29 protein-coding genes and 1 other RNA gene are annotated in these 25556 nt (G+C 37.8%); 24 read left to right on the top strand and 6 right to left on the bottom strand.

The features are described from left to right. The first annotated feature begins 105 nt into the window (after nt 1-105). From A5888_RS07170 to A5888_RS07100, 15 genes are all read left to right on the top strand, one after another. Complete coding sequence (locus A5888_RS07170; RefSeq protein WP_086350390.1) at nt 106-564, top strand: PTS sugar transporter subunit IIA; 459 nt, start codon at nt 106-108, stop codon at nt 562-564. A 15-nt stretch (nt 565-579) separates the two neighbouring features. Continuing rightward, nucleotides 580-2049, top strand: a complete 1470-nt coding sequence (locus A5888_RS07165; RefSeq protein ID WP_086350389.1) for a PTS ascorbate transporter subunit IIC — start codon at nt 580-582, stop codon at nt 2047-2049. A 37-nt stretch (nt 2050-2086) separates the two neighbouring features. Beyond that, complete coding sequence (locus A5888_RS07160) at nt 2087-2386, top strand: PTS sugar transporter subunit IIB (protein WP_086350388.1); 300 nt, start codon at nt 2087-2089, stop codon at nt 2384-2386. A gap of 86 nt (nt 2387-2472) precedes the next feature. Next, nucleotides 2473-3111, top strand: a complete 639-nt coding sequence (locus A5888_RS07155; protein WP_086350387.1) for a 3-keto-L-gulonate-6-phosphate decarboxylase UlaD — start codon at nt 2473-2475, stop codon at nt 3109-3111. A 4-nt stretch (nt 3112-3115) separates the two neighbouring features. After that, a complete protein-coding gene (locus A5888_RS07150) occupies nt 3116-3976 on the top strand; it encodes an L-ribulose-5-phosphate 3-epimerase (RefSeq protein ID WP_086350386.1) in 861 nt (286 codons plus the stop codon). A gap of 13 nt (nt 3977-3989) precedes the next feature. Further along, nucleotides 3990-4670, top strand: a complete 681-nt coding sequence (locus tag A5888_RS07145) for an L-ribulose-5-phosphate 4-epimerase (protein ID WP_339102078.1) — start codon at nt 3990-3992, stop codon at nt 4668-4670. A 533-nt stretch (nt 4671-5203) separates the two neighbouring features. Further along, entirely contained in the window at nt 5204-6163 is a 960-nt protein-coding gene (gene comGA, locus A5888_RS07140; RefSeq protein ID WP_086350384.1) for a competence type IV pilus ATPase ComGA, read from the top strand. Next, nucleotides 6066-7160, top strand: coding sequence for a competence type IV pilus assembly protein ComGB (gene comGB, locus A5888_RS07135; RefSeq protein WP_249274528.1), 1095 nt, complete (start codon nt 6066-6068; stop codon nt 7158-7160). The genes comGA and comGB overlap by 98 nt, the downstream gene beginning before the upstream one ends. 11 nt (nt 7161-7171) lie before the next feature. Further along, entirely contained in the window at nt 7172-7480 is a 309-nt protein-coding gene (gene comGC, locus A5888_RS07130; RefSeq protein WP_086350536.1) for a competence type IV pilus major pilin ComGC, read from the top strand. Beyond that, nucleotides 7455-7904, top strand: coding sequence for a competence type IV pilus minor pilin ComGD (comGD, locus tag A5888_RS07125; protein ID WP_086350382.1), 450 nt, complete (start codon nt 7455-7457; stop codon nt 7902-7904). Before comGC ends, comGD begins: the two co-directional genes overlap by 26 nt. Next, nucleotides 7879-8202 (top strand): hypothetical protein, encoded by a 324-nt coding sequence (locus A5888_RS07120; protein WP_086350381.1) that lies wholly within the window; start codon nt 7879-7881, stop codon nt 8200-8202. Before comGD ends, A5888_RS07120 begins: the two co-directional genes overlap by 26 nt. Then, complete coding sequence (gene comGF / locus A5888_RS07115; RefSeq protein ID WP_339102016.1) at nt 8168-8620, top strand: competence type IV pilus minor pilin ComGF; 453 nt, start codon at nt 8168-8170, stop codon at nt 8618-8620. Before A5888_RS07120 ends, comGF begins: the two co-directional genes overlap by 35 nt. Before the next feature lie 13 nt (nt 8621-8633). Beyond that, nucleotides 8634-8954, top strand: coding sequence for a competence type IV pilus minor pilin ComGG (comGG, locus tag A5888_RS07110; RefSeq protein ID WP_086350379.1), 321 nt, complete (start codon nt 8634-8636; stop codon nt 8952-8954). Between the two features lie 233 nt (nt 8955-9187). After that, nucleotides 9188-10195 (top strand): class I SAM-dependent methyltransferase, encoded by a 1008-nt coding sequence (locus A5888_RS07105; RefSeq protein WP_086350378.1) that lies wholly within the window; start codon nt 9188-9190, stop codon nt 10193-10195. 34 nt (nt 10196-10229) lie between these two features. Then, entirely contained in the window at nt 10230-11417 is a 1188-nt protein-coding gene (locus A5888_RS07100; RefSeq protein ID WP_086350377.1) for an acetate/propionate family kinase, read from the top strand. 52 nt (nt 11418-11469) lie between these two features. Here the strand turns inward: A5888_RS07100 and A5888_RS07095 are convergent, their stop codons facing one another. Continuing rightward, nucleotides 11470-12267 carry a DUF2785 domain-containing protein gene (locus tag A5888_RS07095; protein WP_086350376.1) on the bottom strand — a complete coding sequence of 266 codons (798 nt, stop codon included), beginning with the start codon at nt 12265-12267 and terminating at the stop codon, nt 11470-11472. 350 nt (nt 12268-12617) lie between these two features. Here A5888_RS07095 and A5888_RS07090 point away from each other — a divergent pair, with 350 nt between their 5' ends. Both A5888_RS07090 and A5888_RS07085 read left to right on the top strand, forming a co-directional pair. After that, entirely contained in the window at nt 12618-13283 is a 666-nt protein-coding gene (locus A5888_RS07090; protein ID WP_339102015.1) for a recombinase family protein, read from the top strand. A 269-nt stretch (nt 13284-13552) separates the two neighbouring features. Further along, nucleotides 13553-15415 carry an LPXTG cell wall anchor domain-containing protein gene (locus tag A5888_RS07085; protein WP_086350375.1) on the top strand — a complete coding sequence of 621 codons (1863 nt, stop codon included), beginning with the start codon at nt 13553-13555 and terminating at the stop codon, nt 15413-15415. Between the two features lie 167 nt (nt 15416-15582). Here A5888_RS07085 and A5888_RS07080 read toward each other — a convergent pair whose 3' ends face one another. Next, nucleotides 15583-15939 carry a hypothetical protein gene (locus tag A5888_RS07080; protein ID WP_339101832.1) on the bottom strand — a complete coding sequence of 119 codons (357 nt, stop codon included), beginning with the start codon at nt 15937-15939 and terminating at the stop codon, nt 15583-15585. A 157-nt stretch (nt 15940-16096) separates the two neighbouring features. Continuing rightward, a complete protein-coding gene (locus tag A5888_RS07075; protein ID WP_339101833.1) occupies nt 16097-17284 on the bottom strand; it encodes a hypothetical protein in 1188 nt (395 codons plus the stop codon). A 426-nt stretch (nt 17285-17710) separates the two neighbouring features. On the opposite strand from A5888_RS07075, the gene A5888_RS07070 reads away from it, so the two are divergent. From A5888_RS07070 to A5888_RS07040, 7 genes are all read left to right on the top strand, one after another. Further along, nucleotides 17711-18046, top strand: a complete 336-nt coding sequence (locus A5888_RS07070) for a hypothetical protein (protein ID WP_339102014.1) — start codon at nt 17711-17713, stop codon at nt 18044-18046. 1 nt (nt 18047) lies between these two features. Next, on the top strand, nt 18048-18269 hold the full coding sequence (locus tag A5888_RS07065; protein WP_339102013.1) for a hypothetical protein: 222 nt from the start codon (nt 18048-18050) through the stop codon (nt 18267-18269). Nucleotides 18270-18483: 214 nt separating this feature from the next. Continuing rightward, entirely contained in the window at nt 18484-18696 is a 213-nt protein-coding gene (locus A5888_RS07060) for a hypothetical protein (RefSeq protein ID WP_086350374.1), read from the top strand. A gap of 185 nt (nt 18697-18881) precedes the next feature. Beyond that, on the top strand, nt 18882-19094 hold the full coding sequence (locus tag A5888_RS07055) for a hypothetical protein (RefSeq protein WP_086350373.1): 213 nt from the start codon (nt 18882-18884) through the stop codon (nt 19092-19094). A gap of 4 nt (nt 19095-19098) precedes the next feature. Further along, nucleotides 19099-21366, top strand: a complete 2268-nt coding sequence (locus tag A5888_RS07050; RefSeq protein ID WP_086350372.1) for a type IV secretory system conjugative DNA transfer family protein — start codon at nt 19099-19101, stop codon at nt 21364-21366. A 152-nt stretch (nt 21367-21518) separates the two neighbouring features. Then, entirely contained in the window at nt 21519-22352 is an 834-nt protein-coding gene (locus tag A5888_RS07045) for a replication-relaxation family protein (protein WP_086350371.1), read from the top strand. A 287-nt stretch (nt 22353-22639) separates the two neighbouring features. Next, nucleotides 22640-24331: a recombinase family protein gene (locus tag A5888_RS07040; RefSeq protein ID WP_339102012.1), complete on the top strand. Its 1692-nt coding sequence runs from the start codon at nt 22640-22642 to the stop codon at nt 24329-24331. Between the two features lie 108 nt (nt 24332-24439). Here the strand turns inward: A5888_RS07040 and A5888_RS07035 are convergent, their stop codons facing one another. The 3 genes from A5888_RS07035 to ssrS form a co-directional block, all read right to left on the bottom strand. Then, nucleotides 24440-24913 carry a universal stress protein gene (locus A5888_RS07035; RefSeq protein ID WP_086350368.1) on the bottom strand — a complete coding sequence of 158 codons (474 nt, stop codon included), beginning with the start codon at nt 24911-24913 and terminating at the stop codon, nt 24440-24442. 87 nt (nt 24914-25000) lie between these two features. Further along, on the bottom strand, nt 25001-25270 hold the full coding sequence (locus tag A5888_RS07030) for a hypothetical protein (RefSeq protein ID WP_339102011.1): 270 nt from the start codon (nt 25268-25270) through the stop codon (nt 25001-25003). 80 nt (nt 25271-25350) lie between these two features. Then, nucleotides 25351-25542, bottom strand: a non-coding RNA gene (ssrS, locus tag A5888_RS07025) — 6S RNA. Nucleotides 25543-25556 lie beyond the last annotated feature (14 nt).

Here is a 25556-nt window from a genome sequence, read left to right as displayed (position 1 = left end):
TGTCTCAACTCTCGAAAATAAGGAACGAAATCAAATTTTATGGATGTTGCTGCTTTTGTTCCAGTATCAATTTGATTTTTACTAAAAAATGGAAGGGGATTCACAATGCTGAGTTATTTTTATGAAAATGATTTGATTCGCTTTAGTGACAGAGTACCGGAAAATTGGGAAGATGCAATCAGAATAAGCTGCGAAAATTTTTTAGAAAAAAAGATCATCAACCAAACCTATGTGGATGAAATCATTTCTTGTGTGAAGGAGTTCGGTCCATACATCGTGATTGTTCCGGGAGTGGCTATGCCCCATTCCTCTGAAAAAAGTGAGGGAGTATTTGGAACTGGGATTGCCTTTACCAAGATGCCAGAGGAGGTTGTTTTTGAAGAAGGGAATCCGGAGAAAAACGCTAAGCTATTCTTTACTTTAGCTGCGAAAAATGGCGAAGAACATATGCAGAATATTGCCAATCTCTCTGAAATGCTGATGATAGACGGGCTAATCGAGGATTTGTCAGCAATTGAAACAATGGCCGATTATAAGGACGTTATGGGGAAATATCATTTATAAGAAAGAAGGGGTAAAATGGATCAGCTTTTAGATTTTTTATTAGGTATCTGGGATTATTTTGCTGCGAATATCTTAACGCAGCCGGCATTTTTGATTGGATTTATTGTGTTATTGGGCTATATGCTGCTAAAAAAACCATTTTATGAAAGTGTTGCGGGTTTCTTAAAAGCAACGGTTGGTTATTTGATTCTGAGTGTGGGTTCCGGTGGACTGGTCAACAATTTCCGTCCCATTCTAGTGGGTCTAAAAGAACGCTTTGATTTGGATGCGATGGTAATTGATCCCTATTTTGGTCAGAATGCGGTGACCGCTGGGATCGAAGAAACATTTGGTCGGACGTTCAGTGACACGATGATTTTACTTTTGATTGCTTTTGTCATGAATATCTTATTGGTTCGCTTCAAGAAATACACGAAGCTACGCGCTGTTTTCACAACTGGAAATGTTCAGATTCAACAGGCTGCAACAGCGTTCTGGTTGTTACTGTTTTGTTTTCCAGACTTAGGTCGTGTAGAGATTCTATTGATCATGGGACTTATTCTTGGTTGTTATTGGGCAGTAGGGTCAAATCTTACCGTTGGCATCACACAGGAGCTGACTGAGGGCGCAGGTTTTGCGATTGCCCATCAGCAAATGTTCGGAATCTATATCTTCGCTCGTTTAGCGGAAAAGATGAAAAAAGGAAAAAATAACAAGCGAATCGAAGACCTTAATTTTCCGGGCTTCTTATCGATCTTTAATGAGAACATGGTTTCCACTTCAATTCTCATGCTGTTCTTCTTTGGGATCATCATGCTTGTTTTAGGACAGGATTATCTGATCAGTGCAGAATTTATGGTAGAGGGACAGAGCTTCTTCTTCTATATTCTACAAACCTCACTTTATTTTGCGGTTTATCTGGCTATTCTTCAGCTTGGTGTACGGACATTCGTGGATGAGCTGACGGCATCTTTCCAAGGGATTTCTAATACATTACTTCCTGGTGCTGTACCAGGGATCGATGTTTCTGCTTCTTTAGCCTTTGGTTCATCAAATGCCGTAACTATTGGTTTCTTGTTCGGTGCACTGGGACAATTTCTGACGATTGGCTTGCTGATTCTATTTAAATCGCCTGTTATCGTCATTGCCGGATTTATCCCATTGTTCTTTGATAATGCAGCGATTGCCTTGTTTGCGAATAATCGGGGTGGGGTGAAAGCGGCATGTATCTTCCCGTTCCTTTCAGGAATTATTCAGGTTATAGGCTCTGCATTGATTGCGTCCTTTGTGGGCTTGGCGCAATATGGTGGTTACCTAGGTATGTTCGACTGGGCGACAGTTTGGCCGCTAGCAACAGTCATCATGAAATTCTTAGGTTACGCGGGAATCGCAGTTGTTGTGATTGCCTTTCTTGCCATCCCACAGTTGCAATATCGGGCAAATCCAGAAGGGTATTTCTTGATTGTTGATGACTATGATGAATATGTGAAAAAAATGGCTGCTTGATTGAGTAGATAAAAAAAAATTTTAGGAGGAATTTATAATGAGAGTATTAGTATCTTGTGCAAATGGATCTGGAACAAGCTTAATGATGATGAGAAGTGTGGAAAAAGGATTGACGGAAATGGGCTTCAAGATTACAAAAATCCATCATTGCTCGATTGCAGAAGGAAAGAGCTCTGCAGCACAATATGATGTTGTTTTTACACCAATGAATTTCCTGAATATGTTTGATGCAGTGAAAGAAAAAGGAATCACAGTCATTGGCATTCGCAATGTTATGTCGGCGAAAGAGGTGCAAGAGAAGGTCAAAGAAACGACATTGGAAGAAAAATATAAATAGAACCATGCTGCTTCATTGACAATAGTGAGTGGGTCGATGGATACTCACTCACTGCGTTCTATAATGAATTTAGGAGGAAGAATTAGATGGGAGTACCCAATTTGCAAGTAGCATTGGATCATTCGAACCTGCCGAGTGCTTTGGCAGATGTAAAAAATGTAGGAGATGTTGTTGATATTCTGGAGGTGGGGACAATTCTTTGCCTGCAAGCAGGAGAGGAAGCGATTCGTTGTGTACGAGCGCTTTACCCGGACAAAAGAATCATCGCCGACACAAAATGTGCCGATGCGGGTGGAACTGTTGCCAAAAACTGTGCGGATGCAGGCGCTGACTGGATGACGGTCATCTGCTGTGCAACGATTCCGACAATGGAGGCAGCTGCGAAAGAAGTAGAAGAGGTACAAGTCGAATTATACGGAGACTGGACCTATGAGCAAGCACAGAAATGGTTGGATGCCGGTATTTCTCAAGCTATCTATCATCAAAGCCGAGATGCATTATTTGCCGGAGAAACATGGGGCGAGAAAGATTTATCAAAAGTCAAAAAATTGATTAATATGGGTTTTAGGGTTTCTGTTACAGGCGGCTTGGATGTAGATACCTTGAGGTTGTTTGCAGGCGTAGATGTGTATACATTCATTACAGGGCGGGGAATTACAGCGGCAAACGATCCAAAAGCTGCGGCACAAGCATTTAAAGCTGAAATTAACCGTATTTGGGGGTGACCGAATGGCAACATTGGGAATTTATGAAAAAGCATTGCCCAAAGGGATCAGCTGGTTGGAGCGATTGATACTGGCAAAAAAACTGGGCTTTGATTTTGTAGAAATGTCAATCGATGAAACGGATGAACGATTATCCAGATTGGAATGGACCAAGGAAGAACGAAAACAAGTGATTGATGCGATTCATGAAACAGGCATAAAGATTTTGTCTATTTGCTTGAGTGGTCACCGTCGTTTTCCTTTTGGTTCAAAAGAGGAAGCTGTTCGAGAGCAAGCACTAAAGATTATGGAGCAAGCGATTGATTTGGCTTCAGATTTGGGTGTCCGTACGATTCAGCTTGCCGGATATGATGTCTATTACGAAGAAAAAACCATTGCATCCAGAAATTATTTTATAGAAAACCTAAAGAAGGCTGTTGGGATGGCTGCATCAAAAGAGGTAGTTTTGTCTATCGAGATTATGGATGATGCATTCATTAATTCTATTTCTAAATTTTTAAAAATAAAGGAACAGATTCCGTCGCCTTATTTACAGGTATATCCTGATTTAGGCAATCTGTCTGCCTGGCCGGAAAATGATATTGGTTATGAGCTTGAAAAAGGGATCAGCCAGATTTCTGCAATTCATTTGAAAGATACGTTGGCGGTGACAGATGCGTTTGGTGGAAAATTTAAGGAAGTTCCTTTTGGGGACGGCTGTGTTGATTTTTCCGGTTGTTTGAAAACATTGAAACGACTGGACTATAATGGTCCGTTTCTAATAGAAATGTGGAGTGAGACCAGTCAAACACCTGAAAAGGAGATTGAAAGAGCGAAGAGCTTTCTATTTCCCTATTTAAAGGAGGCAGGCTATTTTGAAGCATGAGAAGATAAGAAAAATGAAGGAACGGGTGTACATTGCCAATCTTGCGTTGCCGAAAGCTAGTCTCGTTAAGCTGACCTGGGGAAATGTCAGTGAAATCGATCGGGAGCTGGGAGTAATCGTCATTAAACCAAGTGGTGTATCTTATAGTAAAATGACGGCAGAGGATATGGTCGTAACAGATCTAACTGGAGCAGTTTTAGAAGAAGGAATGAAACCATCGTCTGATTTGGCGACGCATGTCATTCTTTATCAAACCTTTTTAGAGATTGGTTCAGTCGTACATACGCATTCCAAGTATGCAGTGATGTGGGCACAGGCAGGTAGAGAACTGCCTGCTTATGGCACGACCCATGCAGATACGTTTTACGGTGCAGTACCTTGTACACGACAATTGACAGCGACTGAGGTCGAAGAGGGCTATGAAGTGGAAACCGGTCGAGTTATTGCAGAGACCTTCGCAGAGCTGGCAATCGATCCGCAGGCAGTACCTGGTGTTCTTGTATATGGACATGGTCCATTTACTTGGGGACCTGAGCCACAAAAGGCTGTCGAAAACAGTATCGTTTTGGATGAAATTGCTGAGATGGCTTTACAGACTGAGAGTATCAATGATAAGGTAAAACCGATTCCGAACTATCTGTTGGACAAGCACTATTTTAGAAAACATGGTAAAAATGCATATTATGGTCAGTAAAAATAAAGAAAACTTCATTCCATTTTATCAAAAATAACTGACTTTTATTAAAAAATTTGAGAAAATGAATTTCTGACTATCTGCTATAATGTAAGAGATCTAGTGCTTTGTCTTAGTATAAAGCCTGAGCTTTTATCTGACCCTTTCAGATAAAAGCTCTTTTCTCAAAAATTTCAATAAATTACACAATTTTTGAAAGTTACAAATATAAAATTTTTAGTATAATATACATATAAAAGCAATAAACTATTTTGGGGAAGATAGTGCATTAAAACTCTTAGTAATATGGCAGACGTCATTTCGATGACGTTTGCCATATTATTTTATCTAGCGTTCTCATTTTTTCCTCTTGAAAAAATATGCAAAAATTTGAGTTGTATCTTTTCAAATAACTGGTTGGGCAGAAGACATTTTCTTTTTTTCAATAAAAAGAATCATCCGGCAACCCCACATAAAAGCTAAGGCAAAATGTTGTCTTGGCTTTTTTTGTTGTTTTTAACAAATTTTGCGTAATTTGTTTTGAGGAGGAAGCTATGGATATAAAAGACTTTTCCAGAGAGTTGATTGAATGGGGGATTCGTAATAAAGCACAAGATCTGTATATTTTACCCGACCAAGATCGATACGATGTTTTGTTTAGAGTCGCTCAGTATAAGAAGAAATACAGACAGCTATCAAAGGAATACGGAGAGAAGCTGATTTTCCATTTCAAGTTTATTGGTCAAATGGATGTGGGAGAGAAACGAAAGGCACAGGTTGGTGCAGTGACTTATCTGGTAGATGCTCAGGAACGACGCCTACGCTTGTCAACTGTTGGTGATTTTAGACAACGGGAAAGCTTGGTCATTCGCTTTCTGCATTCCTTTGGGCAGAGCCAAGAAAATTATGTGCTGCCGCACCAACTGACGAAGATTAGAACCGGTGTGAAAAGAGCTGGCCTCCATCTATTTTGTGGACCAGTTGGCTCAGGAAAAACAACCTTGATGTACAAGCTGGCTAAGGAAGATAGAAGAAATAGTCAGGTCATCTGCATTGAGGACCCTGTTGAGATTGAAGAGCATTCCTTTCTGCAGCTACAAACGAACACAAAGATTGATTTAACCTATGACGTGCTGATAAAGGCTTGTCTGAGGCATCGTCCTGATATCTTGATTATCGGGGAAATAAGAGACTCACTGACAGCTAAAGCCGCTATCAGAGCAGCTTTGACTGGTCATACGGTTTTTGCAACGGTTCATAGCAGAGGCATTGTGGGAGCAACCGAACGCTTGGTTGAGTTAGGTGTTCAAGAACGAGAAATGAAGGAATGCTTGCGTAGTGTTATCTACCAACGGTTGATTCCAATCGCAGTGGGAACCGAAGAGCATTCTGCTTTATTGATGGAGTACTCACTTTTTGAAGAAGAAAGCAGGAGCTGGAATGAACTGCTTGGAAAGGCTTGGGCATATGGCTTTATTGACAAAAATACGTTTTTCAAAGAACAAAGAGCTTAGCTTATCAAAGAAACAATCAGCTGCGTTTTTCAAGCTTTTGGCGGAGCTGATTGATAATGGCTTTTCAATCAACCAAAGTTTTTCTTTTATGCAGAAAGCGAAAGTATTTCCGCAAAGCATGCTTGATTTTTTGATTGATGAGCTAGAGCAAGGGGAAGAACTGACGCATTCACTGACAGCATTAGATCTCTCAGCAGAGATCATTACACAAATTGAATTTGCTCAGAACCACGGCAATTTATCGGGAACATTACAAGGAATAGAAAAGCATTTAGTGACCATACAAAAGCAACGGGAAAATATGAAGAAGATATTGATTTACCCTCTGATATTGCTTGTCTTTCTTTTTTCAGCATTGATTGGTATGAGGCAGTTTCTGTTACCCCAGTTGCAAATGAGTGGGTTGACCTCGACTGACAATGTAGGTGTTTTGATCGTACAGGGAAGCCCGTATTTTATCGGTGGGTTTGTTTTGTTGGTCCTTCTTTTGTATATCGGTATTTCGAAGTTTCTCAAAGGTCGAACGGCACTTGAACGAGCGATCATTCTGTCTAAGGTTCCTTGGCTACGGACCTATTATATCCAATACCTTTCCGGTTTTTTTGCTTTGGAATGGGGCAAGCTCTTTGATCAGGGGATGGAAATCAAGCATATTGTTGGCTTGATGGGCAATTTAATAAACGAATCATTGATGAAAGAACTGTCGACCGCAATAGAAAAAGGATTGATCGAGGGTGTAGCTTTTTATCAACAACTCAGTACATACCCTTTTTTTGCAGATGAGCTATCGTTGATTATCCAACAAGGAGAGGTAAAAGGAAGTTTAGGCAAAGAGCTGCTGATTTACAGTGAATTATGCCGAAATAGCTTTTTTACGAGGATTGAAAAGTTGATTCAATGGTTTCAGCCAATAATCTTTTTAATTATCGCAGCTGCAGTTGTAGGAATCTATGCAGCCATGCTACTGCCAATTTATGGAGGGATTGAGAAATTATGAAAACGAGAAAAATGGGTATTGTCGAATGCTACACAGGAAATGTATCGAGAAAATTAAAGAAACCGTTGAAAGGATTTACTCTTTTAGAAATGTTGATTGTTCTACTGATTATTTCTGTTTTGATTCTTTTATTTGCTCCAAATTTATCCAAGCAGAAAGACAGTATAGATAAAAAAGGGAATGAAGCAATAATCAAAGTTGTGGAGACACAAATGGATGTTTACAGGCTGGAAAATGATCAGGCTCCAACCATTGATGTGCTGCTCTCAGAGGGATATATTACACAGGAGCAATATGACAAATACAAAGCAAACAAGTAATTATGCCGGTTTCACATTAGTTGAAACGCTTTTAGTATTGTTTGTTACTACTTTTCTAATTGGATTACCCTCTCTATTGCTGGAGAGAGGTCAGGAGAACGTTCTTGTCGGACAATTCTTTGGAAGCTTTGAACGCCAAGTGCTTCATATCCAACAGCTGGCTGTCACAGGGGAGGAAGATACGACCATTATTTTCACGAAAAGCAACGAACTGGCATTTTTATCTGCCCATACGAAAAATGTTCTAGTTATTCCAAAGGAGTTAGAAGCTGTTGGACCTGAAAAAATCATTTTCAAGAAAGGAACAGGAAATAATGGTCGATTATCCAAGTATAGTTTTGTGTGGAGAAATAAAAAGAAACAGGTAGACTATCAATTTCAAATGGGGAGTGGTCGCTATGCCAAAAATATCATCGCACTTTAGTGGGTATATTTTTGCGGAAAGTTTGTTGGCTTTATCGCTGATGACTCTCGTGATTGGCGGATTTCTTTCAGCGAATTATTTTCTTTATAGTAAAACCTCAGATTTGAACAGTCAGCTTACTCTGCAAAGAGTATTGTACGAGGAAGTGGCAGATCATGAGAGATACGAGGAAGTATCGAGTCAGACTGTGTATCGTAGCGATAAGGAGTACTTTGTGACGATTACTCAAGATGGAGAGAAATGGATAAAGGCGGAGGTCAGACATGGAACAGAGACATTTAGTATTGAACGCCAATAGCAGAAAGAATCGGTTGTTGGGTTTTACGCTTTTAGAAAGTATAATGGCGCTCTTTCTTTTTTCCGTTATTTGTATGTTGGCTTCAGGCTATGTCAAAAATGCACAGGTAATTGGCAGTCATCTGCAAAACAGATCCGAGAAAGAATGGCATATTTTTCTGATTCAGCTTGAAAAGGAATTGGAGGGGTGCAGACTAATTTCAGCTGAGGCTAATCTTCTGACTTTTCATGATGTATCTCAGAATTATACAGTATTAATAGAGTTTAAAAAGAATAAGATTGTCAAATCCGCAAATGGCGGCTACCAACCTATGCTGATGAGAGTAGAAGCTGTTGTGTTTAAGCAGGAAAAGCAAAGGGTGCAGATTCAACTAAGATTCGAAAATGGGAAAAGTAGGGAGGCTGTTCTGATTCTATGAAAGGAGCGTACGGATGTCCGTAAAAAAGTATAAGGGAAGTGTCATTGTCACGGTGCTTCTCTTTTTCTATTTGTTTATGCAGTTCTTTTTATTGATGGTCACTGATTATCGTTTGACCCATTCCTATACAGAAAGTACGCGAGATTTCTACACAGCACGAATCATGAAAATGATGTTTCTATCAGAAATAAAAAAAGGCGAGTCGCTTGGCATGGAAGGTAGCCTAACGTACTCGACGGGAATGGTTGAATTCTATCGTACAGATCAAGAAATAGAAATTCAAGTAATTGTTTCAGAAAATCGTTATACATTTCATGAGCGTTTAGAGAAGTAGAAATCAGAATAAGAGTTTGTGAAATGTGTATCAAACAGGATGAGAATTTCACTAATACAGATTGGTAAAAAATACTAAAACAATGAGAATTTTTCTTTGAAATCAGTATTTCTAGGGCAGAGAAACTTAATTTACAAATATTGTCGTAAAATTGATTGATTATTATGCGTTTTTTAGATAAAATAGAACAGGTATAAAAGTTGTTATATTTTTCTAGAAGTTGAGGTGTTTTTTTGTTTTCTGAGAAAATCGAAAAGGCTTTCGAGTTGATGGAACAAGCAATACAGTTATTGAAGAAATCGTTGGATACTTCATTTCTGGATGCATACATTGAAAATGGGGATAATCTACTGGATAATTTCCAGGTTCGTGTTCTCGACGGAAAACCTGATGAAGAAACAATTTTGAAATTGAAAGAACTTTATAAGGCGCTTCAAGAAATTGATTTGGAGCCCGAAGAATTTCGGCGTTTGACTCAGCTTGTTCTGCTGAAAGGGAATAAGGATGAGCCTGTGCAGGCCAATCATCAGCTTACACCGGATAGTATCGGTTTTCTTTTTGTTTATCTGATGGAGCAATTCTTTTCAGACACAGATAATTTACAGATTCTTGATATTTCATCTGGAATGGGTAATTTACTATTGACGGTGCTGTTGAACTTGAAGTTGTCCAAGAAGCAAATAACTGGTTATGGTGTTGATGTTGATGATACCTTGTTATCGGTTGCGTCTGTGAATAGCGGGCTAACCGGGACAGATATCAAGCTATTCCATCAAGATGGACTTCAAGAGTTATTGATCGATCCTGTTGATGCAGCGATCAGTGATCTTCCGATTGGCTATTATCCGAACGATGATAAAGCAGCCGGATTTACTGTAGCAGCTATGGAAGGACATACCTTTGCGCACCATTTGTTGATGGAGCAAGCGATGAAATATGTGAAGCCCGATGGTTTTGGTCTTTTTCTGGTACCTACAAATATTTTTGAAACAGAACAAAGTGAACAGCTTAAGAAGTGGATTCAGGAAAATGTGTTTTTACAAGGTGTGATTCAACTGCCGGATGCGATGTTCCAAACGGAGCACTCACGAAAGAGTATTCTGATTATCCAGAACCAAGGGGAGAAGAGCAATCAAGTAAAAGAAGTGCTTCTTGCCAAACTTGGATCACTGAAAGAACCGGAAAAAGTCACTCAATTTTTTCAACAATTTGAAGCTTGGAAATCTTCAAATTTGAAATAAACTACTTACAATAAACTTAAAAGAGGAGAGTATCATGTCTAAAACAATTGCAATCAATGCTGGAAGTTCAAGTTTAAAATGGCAATTATATCTTATGCCTAATGAAGAAGTTATCGCAAAAGGGATCGTTGAACGAATTGGTTTGAACGACTCTATTTTTACAATCAAATATGGTGAAGATCAAAAATTCGAAGAAATCGTTGATATCAATGACCATGATGTTGCTGTAAAAATGCTGTTGGATAAACTGATTGAACTGGGCATCTTGTCTTCTTATGATGAAATTACCGGCGTAGGTCATCGTGTCGTGGCTGGTGGAGAAGACTTTAAAGAATCAGTTGTTATTGATGATGAAGCATTAGCGAAAATCGAAGCACTGGCAGATTTAGCTCCTCTTCATAACCCTGCAAACGCAATGGGAATCAAAGCATTCAAAAAAATCCTACCTGAGATTATCAGTGTAGCTGTTTTTGATACAGCTTTCCATACAACAATGCCTAAGCATAATTATCTATACAGTATTCCTACTGAATATTATGAAAAATTCTCAGCTCGTAAATACGGTGCACATGGAACAAGCCATCAATATGTTGCGCAGCGTGCAGCTGAAATGATGGGCAAACCAATCGAAGAATTAAAAATCATCACTTGTCACTTAGGAAACGGCGCGTCAATCACTGCGGTTGACGGTGGAAAATCGGTTGACACATCTATGGGCTTCACGCCATTAGCTGGTGTTACAATGGGTACTCGTTCCGGTGATATCGATCCTTCATTGCTACCATACTTGATGGACAAATTAGGTTTGACAGACATTAAAGAAATGATCGACATCTTAAATAAAAAATCAGGTCTTTTGGGCTTGTCAGGGATTTCTAGTGATATGCGTGACTTGGAAAACAATATCGACAAAGAAGAAGTTCAAGTGGCATATGACGTATTTACTGACCGTATCCGTAAATATATCGGAAGCTATGTAACTGTATTGAACGGTGTAGATGCCATCGTATTTACAGCTGGTATCGGTGAAAATGATGCTCATGTTCGTAGCGAAGTAATCAAAGGTATGACTTGGTTTGGTTGCGAAATCGATGCTGAGAAGAACAATGTACGTGGAAAAGAAACAGTGATTTCAACAGATGATTCAAAAGTTAAAGTTCTGTTGATTCCAACGGATGAAGAATTGATGATTGCTCGTGACGTAGAGCGTCTACGCGGATAATAACTCAAAAACAAGGAAGCTGCTTTTGAAGTAGCTTCCTTGTTTTTTGCAGTTAGATGATGCCCCTTTTTTTATAGTAGCTATGAAGAAAGTCAAAGATAGATTCTTGAACAAGTTCAAAATCAATCAACTCAAATTTTAATACCCAAGAGAGGGAGATCAAAAAACGATTCCAACAAATGTTACGATTGTTTTGATGAAGAATTGTTTGATTATTTTGTTGAATCCAATGGTTTAAATCATCCTGAGAAAGAAGTTCTCTTTTTATTAAAACGTTGATGGCAGGAACCATTCGGCTTTCCTCTTCCCATAGAAAATCGTCGATTTCTAGTAAAGCTCTTGTAAGGATAGAAAGGATTTGTCGTACATTGGTCCCTGTTATTTGTTCAGAACGAGCGATAGCAGACAATAGGTCAGCTCCATGAGCAAAAGCGTGCGCCCAGCCGATAACTGGGACCAGCCCGCGATTGTCTGTTTCTACTTCCATATAGCGTAAGGAAGTGGAGATAATCTGCTGTTCCATCTCGTTTTTCATCCAGTTGTTCCTATAATGATCCTTCAACAACTGTACAAGGAGTAGTGACGTGAAGCTTCTTGTAAATGTATCGTCTGTCTGCCCCCTTTCAATACCTTGATAAAGGAGCTCTTTCGCAAAAATCTCATCCATTAGCCACTGTTTTTGACTGTTTGTTAAGCGATTATTCTCTAAAAGTTCACACCAACCGCTATAGATAGCTTCCCGTAGATCCTCTGATAACGAGCCGATGTTTTGAAGCATTAAGTGGATTAGCTCATCAGAAGCTGGTTGATTACTTTCCAATTCTTTGGTGATTAAAATGCGTTCGTCCATACTTTTTCCTCCGTTATTCGTGTTACTGCTAGTATACCAAACGAATGCAGTGAAAGGCTGGTTTTAGCCAAAAGAAACTGTGTTTCGATAGAAAACAAGCTTTGAGGTATTGATCAAAGGCCTGGGTATTACTGAATCGTAAACCACTAAAAAAAGAAGGCCTTCCTTTAGGAAGCTACCACTAAAACACTATTTACAAAACTAATAAAAAAAGTAGTTAATCCTTGCGGTCATAAAAACCTGTAGTCCTCAAAACTACAGGCTTTTTATTTACCTTCTTTTAGTCATTCCCTCCATTTCGTTTTACCATATATATGTAAGACAAAATAATATATATGGAGGTTTCCAACATGGAAAAACAGCAGAAAAAGAAAGTAAAGGAACTGGAGAAATTAGACAAGGTCAAAATCGGGTATGCTCGTGTTTCATCTCAAGACGATCGGCAGAAATTAGGTTTAGAAGTCCAGACGGAAGCACTAAAGAATTGCGATATTATCTTTTCAGAAAAGCAAAGCGGAGATAACGACAACCGACCAGAACTCACAAATGCTATATCACTTGCTAAACAACTAGCAAAACAAGATAAAATCATTACTCTACAAATTTACAAACTAGACCGCCTCACTCGTAAAATGTTGACTCTTGCAAACATCATCGACGAGCTAAACCAACACAACATCAAGCTTATTTCCTTGCAAGAAAATATTGAAACCGATTCACTCACTGGACGCTTGTTGTGCCTTGTTTTGGGATATGTTGCAGAAATTGAATTAGATAATATACGCATTAGGACAAAGGACGGTTTGCGTAAGGCTAAGGAAAACGGCGTAATTCTTGGTAATCCTTCTTTAACCGAGAAACAAGAACTAGAAATATTAAAGCAATACCAGATGAATACTATACCAATATCTTTAATAGCTAAAAGGCTTCATATTTCAGAAAGTTCCGTTTACAAAGTAGCCCGTAAATATGGGGTTTCTAGACGCAAGAATTTAAAAATACCTATCAAAGTGTAATTGTATATGGTAGAATTTTACTGAAACCATTTCTTTCTCAGACGGTCGTCTGAAAAAGGTTCAATATTTAGCACTTATACATACAATGTAAATATTCATATTCGCTGATTTAACAAGGTTTAGAGAGCTTTTGTTGAATCGGCTTTTTTGTGTTTTTCAAACATTTTTCTAACGACCGTTTGAAACAGTTTATAACGGAGGTGAAACTACATTTATTTTAAGATGAATGGTTTTAAAAAATGAAAAAGCAAAGGAGCTGAATTTAAATCTTGAAGAATACGCGTATAGCAAGATTAAAACAAAGCAAACGGGTTAAAAAAGCCACAAAACTACTCACAGTTGGTTTACTAATTTGTCCGCTAGCCATCGGGACAATTAAGGCTTTAGCAGATGAGGCAGAAACTACGCCACCAGTGGAACAAGTGGCAGAAACACCAGCAACAACTGAGGAAGTTACACCAGTAGAAGAAACTGAAATAATTGAGCCAGTCCAACCAGAAGTTGTTGAGGAAACTCAACCAGCAACCGAAGCACCAGTTTTAGAGGAGCTACTACCAGTTAAGGAGAATGTTCAAGAAGCTGGAACACAAGCAGTAGCACCTTTTAGTAATCCAGATGTAGTTACAGAATATAGAACTAAACTTGCTAACTACCAGCAACAAGCAAGTGACCTTGTAACTGCTGGAGCTACTGCTAGTCAAATGGAGAACATAAACTTAATGCTTAGCGAAATGGACACAATGATTGGCTATTACGAAAGCGACTTTGGACAAGTTCCAGCTCAATGGTTGGTTGAAATAGACAACTCTCTAATCCCAGCCCTAGAAGCAGAAATTCAAAAAGTTAAAGACGAATTAAACCAAGCCGAAACTGTAAATTACACGATCAAATGCGTAGATGAAGTAACTGGCAATTCTGTTTCCGGAGTTTCAGATATTACTAAATCTGCTAATAAGGGTGATTCTATTACTGAAACCGCCCCTGAGATTGAAGGTTTCTTTGTGCTTGAAAGCACTACTCAAACTAAAATAATTGGCGACAATACCGTATTTGCATTCGTGTATAGACGACTGACGCCAACAAATCAATTTTATGATGTAATCGGAGATACTACCGCTAAAGTTGGAGAGACAAAAACTTACAAATACAATAAAGTTGAATATTGGAGCAATGGCACTTCGATTGAAACTATTGTTAATGTGGAGGATACCAGTCTACCGTTAACTAGTTCAGACCCAAGCGACATAATCGTAAATGGAACTATCACTTTTGGTAGTGAAGGCACTAGAACCTTAAGCGCAAGTAATGCGGGCATGTCTTTAGAGGTAACTGTCACTAAAGATGATGTTACTCCACCAACAACCATAGATATTGAACTTAACGTAATTGGAGTAACTTCCGCTAAAGTTGGCGAATCTAAAACTTACCAACTTGAAAAGATTGAATATTTTAGTGATGGCACTAAGAAAACAACAATCCTCGATTTCCCAAATGAATATGGTGCCTTGATTAGTTCCGATTCTAGCGACGTTATAAAAGATGGAACAATTACTTTTGGTAAAGCCGGAACTAGAACTTTAAAATCTGAAAGCTACGGAGAAGCTAGTTTTGTCGTGACGGTTACAGATGATGTTATACCGCCAGTAACAAATGTCGATGATTCCAAATTGACCGAAGCGATTAAAAACGGTCAAGATAAAATCACTGAGGGTGGTTGGGAATCTGACAAAGCTCTAGAAGAAGCTTTGAATAAAGGCGAAGAAATCTTAAAAGACCCAAACCGCACTCAAGACCAAATTGACCAAGCAACTAAAGACATCAATGACGCCATTAACGCTTTAGTTAAGGAAGACAACTCAAACGGTGGCAATACTGGAGACAACGGCTCAAATGGCACAGGAAACAGTTCAAACGACCCGAACACTTCCAACAATGGAGCAAGTAGCACAAATAACCAAACTAATAGCAACAACCAAAACAGCACTACCACAACAACTAAACCAACTGGCAATAATACAAATAAAGACGGCTTGCCACAAACTGGTGAACAGTCTACAGCTAACGCCGTTATTGCTGGCTTATCTCTAACAATGCTTTCTATACTTGCATGGTTTAAGAGAAAGAAAGTATAATTTAAACTACCAACCCCATTAAGACCTTACAAATAGCACTAGAACAAAAGAAGCAACCTTGTCTAAAGACCAGACAAGGTTGTTTTACTATGCACTCATTACTAATTTAAGAGAAAAGAAAAAGCCCTCGCTGAATTTTTTAGGTTCAGGGTGAGGGCTGGAAGGTGCTAGTTAAAATCTTGAAAGGGTTCGGTATTTGCCAAAAATTCTATTTCTTCTCTAGTCAAGTCGAAGGTAGGACAAAGAATATCGTCGATAACGTTCAGGTTGAAGAAGTCATATGTTTCTTTTTGCCGAACAATATATTCCTTAACAACTCTGTGAGTTTCGTTGATATCTTCTATGTTCTTTTCAATAAGTCTTTCTGTCGCTTCAAAATCATTATGGGTGTATATTTCGTCTAATGTAGCTCCTATTGAACCATTTTGAAGTAACCGGCGCATTACATCTTCTTGACTTCCTCCACCAGTTTTTCCATGGATAATCTTTTTGTAAATACTAGCTTGTAAATCATCTTTTAGCATATTCAATCACACTTTCTCGATAAATTAACCCACTTGCCACTAAGTAGGTTTTTCTGAAACCTATCCCAGTGGCGGGAAATTAAAGATAATATGAAATTTACAACATAGCTAAAACTTTTTAATTATATCATAAAATGAGATTTAAGTCAATGTTTTGTCATTCGGAAATTAATAACCAGCAGATTAATCCATCCTCTAGCTCTCCATTTGTCCAAGATCTAAAAAAAATATTTTCGTTCTCTGTAAACTCTGTAATTTTTCTTAAGGCTCTTCCAAAACGCGCAGTTTTCAAATTTTCATTTTCAAAGTTCTCATTTTTTAAGTCATAAGGTTCCAAAGACTCCTCCTTGATGGAATTTTCAAGCGATATAAACACAGAACTGTCACTCCCTATCTCTACAACGTCTTCTATTCTCTCAATACATCTATAAAAAGTGTCAAAATATCCAACTAAAAGTTTAGGTAAACTATTGGTTTTATAAAATACTGTCTCTATTTTTCTATCAATAGTTCTATCAATTCTTGAATTTGAGGCAATAAAACCTCTCTGTATGATTCTCGAGTCACAAATTGATGTGGTTAAAAGAATATGAAGATAATCATAATGTGTCAGTAAACTCAAAAGATATTCATTTTTGTTCTTTTCTGAAAATGGTTGAAATTTATCATTCGGAACAAAAATTATTTTGATAAAGTCATTTTCAAATTTTTCTGAAAACAGAGTGTTATTGTGAATTATAGTAGATAAGCCATATGTTCTTATATCATTGAAAACTATCTCTTGTTCAAGCAAATCGATAAGAAAAGAAATTTTATTTCCCCGGTTTGATTCTTTTACTTCTTCTAAAAGATTATCGCGAAAATTCGGTATATAGTGGATTGTATAAATAAGCAAGAGTGCAAGGACATCTGGTATAGCTACTTCTTTTTCATCTAATAATGCTAACAGCTCTTTAAAATCGTTTTCTGACAGGTATTTTTTTAGTTCTGTTTTATTACTAGAAATAGATTTTTTTATATCTTTAAAAGCCCCTATTGTATCAATTTTAAAATTACAAATTTTAGGTAACTCAGAGAATGCTCTTGAAAGTCTTTTTACTTCTTTTTGTTTTTTATCTTCATTAGAAATGTCAATCAATTCCAAGTAATCACTTCTAATTTCCTTCTTTTTAATATCTCTTGTTGGATTTGTCGTCTCAGGATAGTCTGTCAATTTTGTTAATTTTTCATAACTTAAGATTGGATGGATTACTTCGTTTAAGAAATTAACTATTTGAACTTTCTTACTTTTTCCTGAAAACTTTTTTAATTGCATACAAAACCAATAAAAACATACCCTTTCCATGAATTGCACCTCTTTTACAGTAAATTCCACAAAATTACTAGACTAACTCAAATTTTACCAAAATAATTAGTAATAAACTCGATAATGATGGTAATAGTTTCTTTTGATAAAGTGGATTTATTAAAAGAACTACCATCAAATCCTTGTTGCATAAACATATACACATTTACTTTTAATAATATCACAAGAATAAGCGCTTATCTATCAAATTAGGAGGTATGCCATATGCTCAAATTTTTAGTATTCACCCCATACTTTATAGGTATGCTTGTCGTCATTCTATATCTATATAAGACAAGCAAGAAACTTTAATTAAGTAATCAATCTTAGAAACGAAAACACTCATATATTTGAAATGCCGGCAGAGTGTGAAGTTTCTGAGTAGATTAAATAAATCATCAAAAATCATATCAGGAGGAAAACAAAATGCCAAACCAACAAAATCAAAATAACCCAGTCTCCCATTTCTCAGAAATATTCTCGCCACAAAATTTTTCAATGGATAGCCTCTCACCAGCAATGAAAAGAAAAATTTCTCAAGACACAGCTTTAATTGTCCGTTCCACCGTTTTACACAATGCTGTAATCAAGGGGCAAGGTATTGTTGCTCATTCTGCGTTGACAGAAACGGCACTGCTTGCCTCAGATGTTGCAACCTTGTCACATTTAAATCCAGAGGCTCAAGCTTGTTTCAATCGGATACTTCATGATTTTACAATTTCTGCATCAGAACGAGTGACTAAATTTGGAGGAGGAATTTAATATGTTTAGCCTAATTCTTGCAATCTGTTTTATTTACTCAATGCATAAGCTCGGTAAGTGGGTTTTAAACTGGATAAATGATGATCTAAATGGACAACCGCAGTTTACACCAGAAGAAATTGTCCAAGCTGAGACAATTCTTACTCAAATTCAGATTGAGATGGACGCCATGGAAGCTCGGAGAAAGCTATATGACGAAGCTTTACGAAAAAACCGAAACTAAGATAACGGGGCTAAACCGTCCCTTTATCTAAAAAGAAATGGAGGAAATAAAAATGGAAGAATACACTTTTAATGACCTATACGAAGAAATACGCTACGAAACAGACGAAAAACTGAAAGAGGAATTTTATTTTCATTGAGGTAGGCCGTTCCCTGAAATTATCGGGCTAGACGAAAAATAACCAAGCAAAGCCCACGAAAGGAGGTGAACTCAAATGCTTGAAAATATTATTGCTTTATTAGCCCTTGTCATGTTGCTAATGATTCCACCTCCAGACGAACCAGAAAACGACAGTGGACGGAAGAATCCAGAGTTATACAGAAAATTAAAAAACGCATCTAAAAAAAGACAGTGGCAAGACAGACGAGAAAATAGATTTGATAATCCGCCAGTTAAAGATGACAAGAATCCGAAAAAACCGCCGTGATCGCTAAAAATCGTCTTTATAGTAATTAAAACAACACCGTCTTTTCATGTCAGAAACTGCTATTTTTGCCCTAGTCGCACCTGTCTCACCGCTCGAAAAGTTGCCGAATATTACCATTTTCATTTTAACTTTTGTGTGGTGAAATGAGAAAGTTATTCGCTAAAAAGAAAGGATTGAAATGAATAATGATAAAACAAAATCAAGACAAAGAAAAGGACGTGAACCCAGTGAAAAAGCTGTTTTCTTATGTGGTTATGTTCGCCATCGGCTGTTGGCTGTTAAATTACGGTATACGTTTGTTATCTGCCGTCTGGCTGCCACTACTATTCTTAGGAATCTTTGTAATTCTGCTAACAGTTGGCTGGCGAGTTCACAAAGCAAGAAAAGACTGGGGGTAATCAGATGAAACGTAAATTTGATGAACTTACCTTTAAACAAGTGTTCTGGCAACGTGAAATTGATTTTAAATCAGTGTTGGAACTAGTCGGGCAAATTGCTACCCAAGAACCACGCAAGCCGATTATCTGGGAAATTAGAAGCCCTAAAGAAAGTGATTCTATCCGCTTCTTTCTTGGTGCCGAAAAAAGCGAATTTAATCGTCTAGAAAAGATTTTTAGAGGATATGGACGAATTGACTTTTCCAGTCCGCTAGTGGCTCATACGAGCAAAAGGACGCCTGTGAAACTATGTAAGAAACTCTCCACCACTCGCCCGATGTTGTCGCTCAAAACGTCAGATAACGAAGCCTTGTGCCGTGCCGTCCTAACAACTCTTGCCCAAGTAGAAAAAGATGATGAATTAGTTTTACAGTTAGTAATAGGTGGCACACTTTCACCAAAAGCAGTCGCTAAGAACCTACCTGATCCCACGCAAACATCATGGTGGCATATTCTTTCGGGAGATATTCCAGTAGCGACCGCAGATATTAGAAATTCAATTAAAAGCAAAACGGAGAGCTTCCAGCTTAATTGTGTGATTCGATTAGGCGTAAATGCAAAAGACCCAGCCAAACGACAAAGCTATATTTTAAGCCTGTTTTCCGCCCTCAAAACGCTGGAAGCAATCGGGGTGAAACTTTACCTAAAAAACGAAGAAGCTAACCGCTTAAACCAAGCTACAGCCCCGTGGCATTATTCACAGAGACTAAGTATAAAAGAAATGGCAAATTTGTTTCTATTGCCGACTGGTGAAAGTTCATTTTTAGGAATTAGAGATATTCACCCGAAAATTCTTTTACCACCAAGAACAAGCAAGAAGCTAACGAGAGATAAAGTTTTACGCCCTTTTGCTGAGACAATGCACGAAAATCCAGAAGAACGTCAACCGCTGTATTTAAGCGACGAAGCCGGAAGTAGACACTGCCACATCGTTGGACCCACAGGAAGTGGTAAATCAGTAGTTATGGAAAATATGATTCTTTCAGATATAGAGGCTGGAGGAACAGACAAAAACAAGCAAAAAGGCATTATCGTCATAGACCCGAAATACAGCCTAATTGAATCGCTTGTGCAGAAAATACCTGAACACCGCCTTGATGATGTTGTGATACTCAATTTAGCAGATATGAACAATCCTGTAGGTTTAAATCCATTTAACACTAGTGATAACCACGCAGAGTGCACGAGTGAGGCGATTTTATCCTCTATAAAGGGATTATTCGCTGAGACATGGGGAGTGTATACAGAAGATATTCTTCAATCCGCAATCCTCACACTTGCGAAAAATAAGGATAAAAATGTTACTTTAGCTCACCTTCAAATCTTACTAAATAATCCGAGTTTTAGAAAACGTATGAGTGCAAACTTAAACGATAAATTAGGACTTGAGGCATACTGGGAATATTTCAATAGTCTTTCAGATGGTGAGCGCAATAAACAGCTTGCGCCTGTAATGAATAAAATGCGAGTGCTTATGCGCCCAGCACTTAGACAAGTATTGTTTCAACCCAAGCCACTGCTTAATTTAGAAAGCATATTTGAGGAGAAAAAAATTTTGCTCGTGCCTCTAAATTCCGCCATAGTTGGAAATCAAGTTTCTGAGATTGTAGGTAGCCTATTGATTGGCATGATTTGGAATATCGCATTAAAGCGTGCCGAACTATCTGCCGAAGAACTAAAGAAAAATAAAGTCAGCTTTTTCATCGACGAGTTTCAAGCATACGTCAAAAAGAGTGGTGAATCTATGGAGGAAATGCTAAGCATGGCAAGGTCTCTAGGCTTGCAGTTCATATTCTGCCATCAACACCTAGGACAGCTAAATTCAAGTCTGAAAGAATCCGTGCTAGCCAACGCCAGAAACAAAATCTTTTTTGGAACAACAAACAAAGCAGACGCTAAAGAGTTTTCCGCACTTTCGCCTGCTTTGTCGTTTGAAGACTATCTTACGACAGTCCCATTCTCAATATACGCTTTTTTACTAAACAATCCAAGCTTAAGTTCGTTCGTTTCTGGAAAAACTTTTCCGCCACGTCCAAGCTTGAGAGATCCCGCCGAAGTTTTCGCCAGAAGTGCTGAGAAATATGGTGCAAAAAATCTGGAAGAAATCGAAAAAAGTTATATTGATTTAATTGAAAAAGATAAAACTGAGGTAGATTTAAGTCCATTAGATAACATCGATTCAACAATAAATGTTGGCATGATACGCCAAAAACCAGTTAAAAAAGAAGAATAAAAGCGTCTTGTCGCTTGTCTCGTCATGCAAGTAATTGCTTGGCTTGATTAAGTATGACAACTCACTTTATACAAAATAAGGGAGACGACTGACACCGCACTTCTTTCTCTTTTTAGCTGTTGCGGTACCACCTCCCAAGGAGGAGAACCAACATGACCAAAAAACAAACCGAACGCATAACCAAAAACGAACTTCGCCGCCTGTCGGCGCTACTTGGCGAAACCGAGACGGGTTGCATAAAACACATTTTTATGGTGAAATATGCAACTTCTAACCAACTGCAACGCTTATTTTTTACCAAAAATTCTAGCCGTTTAAGCAATATTCGGGCATGTAATCGCATGACTGCCAAACTAAAGAAACATGGTTTAATTGATTGCTTAGAAAGAAGAATCGGCGGTGAACGTGCTGGAAGTGGTGCGACCATTTGGACAATAACCAGCGCTGGCTATCAGTTTTTAAAACTTGATGATTTAGATTTGAAAGCCACTAGAAAAAGATTGTATGAACCAAACATTTTATTTTTAGAACATTCGCTTGGAATTGGTGAAGTCTATGTTCGTTTAAAGGAGATGGAGCAACAAAATAAAATTTCACTGATTAACGTAGAGTTTGAAAGTAAATGCTGGCGGGTCTATTCTGAAAATAATGTCGCAAGGTTTTTGAAGCCTGATTTATATGTAAACTTGCATATCAGGGAATGGGAACAATTTTACTGGTTTGAAGTAGATAATAATACGGAGAACCCCAAGCGAATAATTCGCAAGGCCAAAGAATATATCAAATTTATTAACTCTGGTGTGATTCAAAGACAAATCGGCGTAATTCCGTTTACGGTCTGGATCGTGCCGAATATCAAACGGCGTGAACAGCTTTTAAGATATATCCATGAAGCTATTCCAAAAGCTGAAATGCTTTTCAGAGTAATAACCTTAGACGAACTAGAAACGTTAATTGCTGGAGATGAAACAAAGGAGGAGGATTAAAAACGAAAACCAAGAGATTAAGCCAACCCATGAAAAATATAGCACTTTTGAGCTAAAGAAAGGAAAAAAGACCTATGTAGTAAATAGCCACGTCAAGAAAGAAAGCTACCAAAAATTAGCTAATTCTCTACTGGCTTTAGCTATTCAAAAGTTGGAAAATCAAGAAGAAAATAATCAGTAAATAGTAAAAGAAACCTTGCCAAATCAACATTTATGCTAGTAAAAATGGTATAATAGAAGATGACCGCAAGGTTTCGACTACTCCTAAATGAAAGGGGTAAATTACCATGAACCAAGAAACTTTGCAAAGCACTTTGACAACTGAATATCATACTCTTTTGAATCCTCAAAAAGCGAGAAACGCAAAACAAGATATAACTGTTTTGTATTGTCGGCTTTCTCGTGATGATGATAAGCAAGGCGAAAGTAATTCAATCACTAACCAAAAAGCTATGCTGGAGCGATTCGCTAAAGAAAATAAGCTTGAAAATCCTCAATTTTTTGTTGATGATGGTTTTTCAGGGACAAATTTTAAGCGACCAGCCTTTCAAGAAATATTGAACCTAGCTCAAGCTGGCAAAGTGAAAAATTTTGTCGTAAAAGATATGTCGAGGTTGGGACGTTCGGCGGTAGAAGTTGGGCTTTATACGGATTTCCTATTTCCTAGATTAGATATTCGTTTCTTGTCCATTAGTGAAAATGTCGATACGGAAAGCGTGGGAACGTCCGAAATGGACATTCTGCCTTTTCTTAATATCGTAAATGAAATGCAAGCTAAAGGAACAAGTAAACGAATTAAATCTGTCATGAAAGAAAGAGGCTTATCTGGAGAAAAACTTGCCACAAATCCACCTTATGGCTATCTGAAAGACCCTAGCAACAAAAATCACTGGCTGGTTGACGATGAAGCGGCGAAAATTGTGAAAAAGATTTTTGACTACTGTAAAGAAGGCTTAGGAATTACGAAAATTGCTAAAAAACTTTATGCAGAAAAAATCCCCACACCAACTGAACATGCCCTTAATAACGATAGAAAATCGACCGGAAAGCTACCGCCTAACCCTTGTCAATGGGAGGCTATGACAGTGAATAGCATCCTTGAAAAGATGGAATATTTAGGGCATACCGTAAATTTTAAGACATATAAGAAATCGTTCAAAGATAAGCGAAAGATAAAAAATACACCAGATAAATATATGATTTTTGAGAATGCTCATGAAGCGATAATCGACCAAGAAACTTTTGACATTGTGCAAAATCTCAGAAAGCAACGACAACGGCGCACGGCTTGCGACCGAAAAGGGTTATTTGCTGGAATTGCTTTTTGTGCAGATTGTGGCAATCGTCACTATTTTTGCACAGGCAATAGTGTTTCGCCTAACCAAGAACGATATGTTTGTTCTGGCTACCAGAAGCGAACTGTTTCATGCGACAACGCCCATTATATCCGCCAAGTGATTTTAGAAGAAATCGTTTTAAAGGATATTAACCAAAAAATTAAACTGGTTAAAGATATGGAAAAGCGATTTGTTAACCTCCTAAAAGAACGAGCTGAAAATAATTCCGCAAAAGAATTAAGAGAGCAAGAGAAGAAATTGCTCAAGGCAGAACGGCGAATCATTGAGCTAGATAAAATCATTAAACGACTATATGAAGATAATATTATCGGCAAACTAACAGATGAGCGCTATATTCAATTTTCAAAAGAGTATGAATCAGAACAACAAGAATTAAAAACTTTTGTGCAAAATACAAGTCAAATTTTAAACGAGCAAAAGGAGCAAAAGCAAAACGTAAGTAAGTTTATGAAAGTAATTAAGGAATTTAGCCACTTAGAAAAACTTACGCCGTTAATTGTGAATACTCTAATTGAACGAATTGAAATTCATGAATCTGACAGACATTGCAGACAAGCTCAGCAAATTGACATTTACTATAACTTTGTGGGTGCGTTAGATGATGTAGATTTAAAAGTATAAAAAAGATCAGACAAGATTTTATTTCTTGTCTGGTTATAGATTACACATTTAGTGTTTTAACTGTAGGCTTCATTCGGAGACCTTCTTTTCATTTTCAAATGAGCTGTATCATTCTTTCTCTTCTTTTGGCGTATTGTTTTCTAGATTGGTTCGAACAACTAATACATCACAAGTTGAGTTACGAATAACATATTCGGAAACTGAACCGATGAATAGACGTTCGACTGCATTCAGACCTGTGGCACCAATCATAATCAAATCGACATTGTGGTCTTGAGGTAATTGCTTCGCAATGATCACTTTAGGTGAACCATACTCAATAACTGTTGATACGTTCTCGCAGCCATGCTCTTCTGCTTGTTTTTTATAATCTGATAATGTTTGTTTGGCCATCTCAGTTGCTTGCTCAGCCAACATACCGTCAAATGATGAAATAGATTGGAAGGCACGAGTGTCAATGACGTGAGCGAGTAGTAATTCTGCATCATTTCGGATAGCGACATTCACAGCTTTTTGATACGCTAATTCTGCTTCTGCAGAGCCATCGACAGCGACCATGATTTTATTGTAATTTTGTAACATATAAATCACTCCTTTTCTATTTGAAAGTATTCTTACTTTTATTGTAGAACAAAACTTCAAAAATTCAAATCAAAAAGGAGGAAACAATTAGATTTTTTTTGCAAAAGCCAACCCGAAAATTGCGGAAACGACCATAAGTAATAAAATATACAGTAGAGAAAAATAAAACTGGTCAAAGATTGCTACAGGAAAGCCAATAATCCCAACTACTAAGAATAAACGGCTAAAGCTCTGAAAAAAATCATTGGGTATTTCTTTACTAAATGCTTTTGCTAATTGCGGAAAACTTTTCCGAATATAAAAGCTGACAAAAATGGCAAGAAGAGCGGCAGCAAAAATCAATACTTGAATGTGCATGACTAACCTCCAAAAAAATAATAAAAAGACGTAACACTTCATCCTTAGATAAATGTCACGCCCGGAATGTTTATAAAAAAGGATAATCCGTCGATGCCGTTATTTGTCCTATAGTATTGATCCCGCACTTAGCAGGTGGGTTCCACGATCCATAACTTCGAGCTACCAAATGAAAAGGCTTGCTACCCGTCTAGATACTAGTCGGATCCCGAGATATCAATAAAATGTTCGGTCAACACACAAAAAAGACAACACGCACATCACAGATTAACCATCTTTATAATAG

Origin of the sequence: Enterococcus sp. 9E7_DIV0242 (assembly GCF_002140975.2) — a bacterium.
GTDB lineage: Bacteria > Bacillota > Bacilli > Lactobacillales > Enterococcaceae > Enterococcus_L > Enterococcus_L clewellii.
This window is presented reverse-complemented; position numbering and strand designations above follow the sequence as displayed.